The 6,381-nt window shown below is 34.1% G+C and carries 7 protein-coding genes; all 7 read left to right on the forward strand.

The window, feature by feature from the left end; all coding sequences use genetic code 11:
* A partial coding sequence (locus VNZ46_RS29450) for an EpsG family protein (RefSeq protein ID WP_414693534.1) occupies positions 1-880 on the forward strand: 880 nt, incomplete at its 5' end.
* An 18-nt stretch (positions 881-898) separates the two neighbouring features.
* Complete coding sequence (gene wecB / locus VNZ46_RS25435; RefSeq protein WP_325563848.1) at positions 899-2,002, forward strand: non-hydrolyzing UDP-N-acetylglucosamine 2-epimerase; 1,104 nt, start codon at positions 899-901, stop codon at positions 2,000-2,002.
* A complete protein-coding gene (locus VNZ46_RS25440) occupies positions 1,992-3,068 on the forward strand; it encodes a glycosyltransferase (RefSeq protein ID WP_325563850.1) in 1,077 nt (358 codons plus the stop codon). The genes wecB and VNZ46_RS25440 overlap by 11 nt, the downstream gene beginning before the upstream one ends.
* A gap of 25 nt (positions 3,069-3,093) precedes the next feature.
* The gene (locus VNZ46_RS25445) at positions 3,094-4,026 is read left to right on the forward strand and encodes a hypothetical protein (protein ID WP_325563852.1); all 933 of its coding nucleotides are present in this window, start codon (positions 3,094-3,096) and stop codon (positions 4,024-4,026) included.
* Between the two features lie 68 nt (positions 4,027-4,094).
* Positions 4,095-4,649, forward strand: coding sequence for an acyltransferase (locus tag VNZ46_RS25450; RefSeq protein WP_325563854.1), 555 nt, complete (start codon positions 4,095-4,097; stop codon positions 4,647-4,649).
* Between the two features lie 91 nt (positions 4,650-4,740).
* Positions 4,741-5,775: a polysaccharide biosynthesis protein gene (locus VNZ46_RS25455; protein WP_325563856.1), complete on the forward strand. Its 1,035-nt coding sequence runs from the start codon at positions 4,741-4,743 to the stop codon at positions 5,773-5,775.
* The gene (locus tag VNZ46_RS25460) at positions 5,776-6,216 is read left to right on the forward strand and encodes a WxcM-like domain-containing protein (protein WP_325563858.1); all 441 of its coding nucleotides are present in this window, start codon (positions 5,776-5,778) and stop codon (positions 6,214-6,216) included.
* The last annotated feature ends 165 nt before the right edge of the window (positions 6,217-6,381 follow it).

The raw sequence follows: 6,381 nt of genomic DNA on the forward strand, positions 1-6,381 counted from the left end.
CTCTAGCTTTTACCTTGTACAAGTTTTACATGCCATATTCATTAATACTGTAATTCTATCATTTTTAAAAAAATCAACTAAATTTTATTTTTCTGCTGTCCTTATTTACTTCGTTATACTATATCCTAATTTGAATTTTGAAGTATTGAGAGAATCTATAGCGATAAGTATCTTCTTGTTGAGTATTCCTTTTTATCAAAAGAAATCTTGGAAGCAATATTACGCTCTTGGAATTGTTGCATTATTATTTCATGAATCTTCGGTGATTGTTTTTCTTTTGCCGCTGGTTCGAAATATAAAAATTAATAAGATAATAGTCATCTCGTTCCTGATTTCAATTCCAATCGTATTTCTTCTGGCAACCACCCTCAAAGACCAAATTGCTGCATTATCATTATTTAGTGAGGATATCGCGAATAAGACAACATATTATTTCAATCTCGACAATTCGGATGTAGGGTTTTCTGCTTCGATGATTTCGAATATCTTTATTAGCGTGATTTTACCCCTATGGATGCTATATATCAGTTTGAAGAATAGAACTAACACCTACTACGATGGTATAGTACTAATCGCTCTATTCCTATACTTAATTTCTTTGGCTATACCAATATTCTATAGATTTAATAATTATCTCCTCTTATTTACATTATTAACCTTTGTTAGGCTATTCGATTTTATTTCAATTCGACCTGCCAATGGTAAAGTGAGAAATATGGTCTATATGATTTGCGTATTGTCTTTTTTAATAGTTAAATCTAGAATATACTTCACAGAGAATGAAAATGGCTCTCCAAATTACGTTAAATACTTCCCTTACTATTCAATTTTTGACGAGGAATATGATCAAAGGAGAGAATCGTATTATAGGGCTTATTAATATTTTAAGAACGAAAACATGAGAATAACAATTGTTGCGGGTGCTAGACCAAATTTCATGAAAATTGCTCCCATTATTGCTGTAATTGAGAGAAAGAAGAAGGTAGAAGGCCTGGATATTAATTTCAGACTAATACATACTGGACAACACTACGATAAAAAAATGTCGGGTGATTTTTTTATTCAGTTGGGTATACCAGAACCTAACTTTAATTTGGAGGCTGGTGGCGGTTCTCAGTCAGAACAAACCGCTGCTATAATGATCCGATTTGAAAAGGAACTTCAAGAGAACCCGGCAGATTTAGTTCTTGTCGTAGGTGATGTTACTTCGACTATGGCATGTGCTATTGTAGCACAGAAACTTCATGTAAAAGTTGCTCATGTAGAAGCAGGTATTCGATCCGGCGACTGGTCCATGCCAGAAGAGATAAATCGATTGGTTACTGATAGTATTACAAATTACTTTTTTACTACCTCAGAGGTGGCCAATGCTAATTTAAGAAGTTCTGGGATCGAAAACGAGAGGATCTTTTTTGTTGGAAACACAATGATTGATACCTTGATTTCTCAAAGGGCTAATTTCATTAAGCCGGAAATCTGGGATAGATTGGGACTAACTAAGGAAAATTATATCGTAATGACGCTCCATAGACCAGCAAATGTTGATGAGGAGGATAATTTAAAAAATTTAATGAGGGAAATTCTTGATTCATCTCAAAATTTAGATTTAATCTTTCCAATTCATCCGAGAACAGCCAAAATCTTGGCCGGTCTTGGTATATCTGATCCACGCTTGCATATTATTGAACCGTTAGGATATTTAGAATTTAATTATCTTGTAGAAAGAGCCAAAGCTGTTATTACAGATTCTGGAGGAATAACGGAAGAAACTTCATTTATGGGAATTCCTTGTATAACACTGAGAGATAACACTGAACGTCCAGAAACAATTACTTTAGGAACTAATGAACTGATAGGTACGGATCCTAAGGCAATCAAGAAAGCTATGAATAAGCTATTTTCAAACGAATGGAAAAAAGGAAAGGAAATACCACTTTGGGATGGGAAAACTTCCGAGAGAATAGTTGATGCCTTAATTAAGCTTTTTAAAAATGAAAACTAAAGTACTCTTAATTTACAATAAGGTATGGCCTTATAGAATAAAGATCTTCGAACTGCTGAATGAAAAGATAGATCTAACTGTGGCGTATAGTGATCCCAGTTTTTTAGATAAAAAATATTCGTTTAAAACAGTTTATCTTCCTGTGAAGGCAGTGGGGCCATTTGAATTTCATCGCAATAATTTATTTAATATTTGTTCGAAATATGATGTCATTGTTGGCCTTTTTAATGTTAGATGGATCTCTGTGATGTTATTATGTTTAAATCCATTTCGTAAATATTCGATTAGTTACTGGGGCATAGGTGTTAGAGCATCGTACGAAAACAAATTCGATTCAGACAGTAGGTGGGACAAGTTGAGATTTTTCTTTGCAAAAAGGGCGGAATCTTTGATATTTTATAGTTCATATCCTATAAAAAAATATATTCAAGGTGGAATAAATAAGGACAAATTATTTATAGCAAATAATACTACGGAGGTGGATTATACTGGGGAGATCGATTATGTCAGAAAAAGAAACTTCCTCTTTGTAGGGACTTTGTACGCCCAAAAGGGAATAGATGTTTTGCTAGCCGCTTATTTAAAATTATCTAAATTTAAAGATAACTACCCTTGCCTTGAAATTATTGGGGATGGCCCAGAAGCACCAAAAATACGCGAGTTTATCAATTCAAATAACTTACATGATAAAATTGTTATGCATGGTAGTATTTATAATCCTCAAAAATTAAGTGAAATTTACAAAAATGCTATAGCTTGCATCTCTCCAAACCAGGCAGGACTTTCAGTATTAACTACAATGGGCAACGGCACGATTTTTGTCACTGAAAAGGAAGCAATTACCGGGGGTGAAATTTTTAGTATTACCGATAAGAAGAATGGTATTATATATGAGGGTGGGGAAGATGAACTTCTTGTTAAACTTCGATGGATAGTTGAAAATCGTTCAGAAACGGTAGAAATGTGTAAAAATGCGTTGGACTTTTACACTGAATCTCGAACTCCGGGTCAAATGGCAGATTCGATTTACCAAGCAATTCTCTTTTCAAAGAATTCGTTCTCTTAATTGTTGTTTATTCAAACTATAATTTATGAAAACTATAAATAAAATTTCCAATCTCTGTATAGTATTGGTTTTTTTTGGCTTGAATTCTGTATTTGGTCAAGCTTCGAAGGTATATGTTGGTATTACTGGACTTAACAGTATGCAACAGCAGTATATTAAAGCTAATAACATTAAGAGTGCAATAATCTTCTATCAAGTAGATGTTGCTCCGGGTGATGGTAGAAATTTGAATTCAGATCTTTTTACAAAAAGAATAAATGAAAAGATACCTGATGCAAATGCTACTGGCGTCGGGATTGTTGATTGGGAAGTTCATGCTAATGAGGTATTTACTAACAACGACGACCCGGTTGAACATCAACGTATGGTAAATGAATTTATCAAGACAATTGCGATTGCCAAGAAAATGAGGCCAAATGTAAAATGGGGTTTTTATGGAATGCCAATAAGAACCTTTGATGCTCCAAGTTCAAAATGGACTTCAGCGAATAGAAGTTTAACTCCACTTTTCAAAATAGTTGATGTTTTAGCTCCTTCGCTATATATATATAATTCTGATCCGCAGGTTTATAGTCTTGTGGCACCGAAAGTTGAAAGAGGACGAGGAGATCATCTTGCAACAAATCTTCAAGAAACGCTTCAAATCGCGAAAACGTTAAATAAAGAGGTTTATCCTTTTATTTGGCAAAGAATAAATTCTGGTAACAAAGAGATTGCTTTGCAATTAGTGCCTTTAAATACGTTTAAAAACTATGTAAGCACGATATTGAATTCTAATTATCAAGGTAAAAAAGTTAGTGGTGTAATTTGGTGGGATAGTCAATCATACTTTTACCAAACCAGAGCTAAATTTGGTGGGCTTGCAAACGAATATAAAAGCGTGAGAAACGTTGATCAATATAATTTAGACATATTTAAGAAGTATTATAATTGTATTGATGGTGGGAACGCTTATTAGATACTCCATCATTGGCATAGGCAGGATTTCATTTCCAATATTGAATAAGCGATTAGTATTAACGACACATGGGAATAAAAACGGTAATTAGAAGAGTTTACAGAGAACTAAGGATGAATATCTTAAGAAGAAAATATAATTTGAAATTTGTCCATAAAACTTTTTATATGGTAGGGCGTTCATCTATATCCTCTGATTTGCGTGCTGAAGAATATACTTATATTGGACCTCATGCTTTAATTTATCCAAAAGTTTTCATTGGATCTTATTCAATGTTGGCAAATAATGTAAGTATTATTGGTGGAGACCACAATTATAAGGGCGCTGGGACTCCAATAATATTTTCAGGAAGAGGGGTAATTAAAGAGACTATAATAGGAAAAGATGTATGGATTGGTGCTTTTTCAGTTATAATGACAGGCGTTAATATAGGTGATGGTGCAATTGTTGCGTCAGGATCTGTTGTAACTAAAGATTTGGAGCCATTTACTATTTATGGTGGTGTACCAGTGAGAAAGATAAAAGATCGTTTTCAAACGATAGAAGAAATAGAACTCCATAAAAAAATGCTTACTAAAACATCTAAAGAATGCGGGTACAATTATCATATGCTCTGTAATTGAGCATAACTGAAAAAAGATTAAAGTTCTTGTTGAAAACTATCATACTTAGGGTCATGATATATTATATTAAGAAAATGCATTTGAAATTTATATGAAACAAAAAATACTTTTAATTACCGGCGGTACCGGATCATTTGGAAATGCTGTCCTTAACAGATTTCTTGATACCGATCATTTTAAAGAAATCCGTATTTTTTCTCGTGACGAAAAGAAACAGGACGATATGCGAAATCAACTTAAAAATGAAAAGCTGAAATTCTACATTGGAGATGTTAGAGATTATAACAGCGTAGAGCGTGCGATGCGTGGAGTTGATTATGTTTTTCATGCCGCAGCATTAAAACAAGTTCCTTCTTGTGAATTTTTTCCTATTGAGGCTACAAAGACAAATGTGTTTGGGACACAAAATGTAATAGATGCTGCTGTAAATAATAAAGTGAATAAGGTGATTTGTTTGAGTACAGATAAAGCTGCTTATCCAATTAATGCTATGGGTATTTCTAAAGCATTAATGGAAAAAGTAGCTATTGCTGCCTCAAGGAATATTGTTGGAGATACCACTGTTTGCCTTACTCGATATGGCAATGTTATGGCCTCTAGAGGTTCTGTTATTCCCTTGTTTCTAAAGCAAATAAAAGAGGGTAATCCAATAACCATTACAGATCCCAATATGACAAGATTTTTAATGTCATTAGAAGAAGCAGTAGAATTGGTTCTATTTGCTTTTGAGCACGGTAATCAGGGTGATTTATTCGTTAATAAAGCGCCTGCAGGAACTATCGGAGATTTGGCTGTTGCTTTAAAAGAGCTATGTAATGCTGATAATGAGGTTAAGGTTATTGGAACTCGTCATGGTGAAAAATTGTATGAGACTTTATGTACTCGTGAAGAGATGCAGAAGGCAGAAGATATGGGTGACTTTTATCGTGTTCCAGCAGATAATCGCAATTTGAATTATAACCAATATTTTTCGGAGGGTGAGACTGATTTGTCGAAAATTGAAGATTATCATTCCCACAATACAGAACAATTAGGTGTAGAAGGGATGAAGAAGCTTTTATCTAAACAACCTTACATTAAAAGGGAAGTCCTAGGTGACTTAAGTGCAGTTCAATATCCAGGTTAAATGGTACAACAACCAAAAATCATAAAGGGAGGTAGTCATACGGACCATCGTGGAAAGGTAAGCTTTATGAATGATTTTGATATGACTGAAGTAAAAAGGTCATACGTTATCTTTCATCCTGAGACTGGTGTTGTTAGAGCATGGAGAGCACACAAAGTTGAGCAACGCTGGTTTCATGTATTAGACGGAGGATTTATTATCCGTTTGGTTAAAATTGATAATTGGGAGATGCCAGATAGAAACCTCTCTGTTGAAGAGTTTACCCTGATCGCTGAAAATATCCAAGTATTGCACATTCCTGCCGGTTATGGGAGTTCAATCCAGGCCATTCAAAAGAACTCCAAATTGATCGTATTTGGTGATTATGGAATTGAAAATGCAAAATTGGATGATTATCTATACCCTGCAGATTTTTTTGGACATAAAGAAAATAATTCATGAAATTGAAAATTGGAGTTACTGGACAAGATGGCTTTGTCGGTAAACATCTTTATAACACTTTGGGCCTGTTTCCTGATGAATTTGAGCGTATTGAATACCAGAAATCTTTTTTCGAAGACGAAGCGGAACTGGTCGATTTTGTAAGCAAGTGTGATGTAATTGTTC

Source organism: Pedobacter sp. (genome assembly GCF_035566355.1).
Taxonomy (GTDB): domain Bacteria; phylum Bacteroidota; class Bacteroidia; order Sphingobacteriales; family Sphingobacteriaceae; genus Pedobacter.

Bases quoted from the DNA above. Each gene is read 5' to 3' on its own strand.
- wecB (WP_325563848.1), top strand. From the start codon at position 899: ATGAGAATAACAATTGTTGCGGGTGCTAGACCAAATTTCATGAAAATT.
- VNZ46_RS25440 (WP_325563850.1), top strand. From the start codon at position 1,992: ATGAAAACTAAAGTACTCTTAATTTACAATAAGGTATGGCCTTATAGA.
- VNZ46_RS25445 (WP_325563852.1), top strand. From the start codon at position 3,094: ATGAAAACTATAAATAAAATTTCCAATCTCTGTATAGTATTGGTTTTT.
- VNZ46_RS25450 (WP_325563854.1), top strand. From the start codon at position 4,095: ATGGGAATAAAAACGGTAATTAGAAGAGTTTACAGAGAACTAAGGATG.
- VNZ46_RS25455 (WP_325563856.1), top strand. From the start codon at position 4,741: ATGAAACAAAAAATACTTTTAATTACCGGCGGTACCGGATCATTTGGA.
- VNZ46_RS25460 (WP_325563858.1), top strand. From the start codon at position 5,776: ATGGTACAACAACCAAAAATCATAAAGGGAGGTAGTCATACGGACCAT.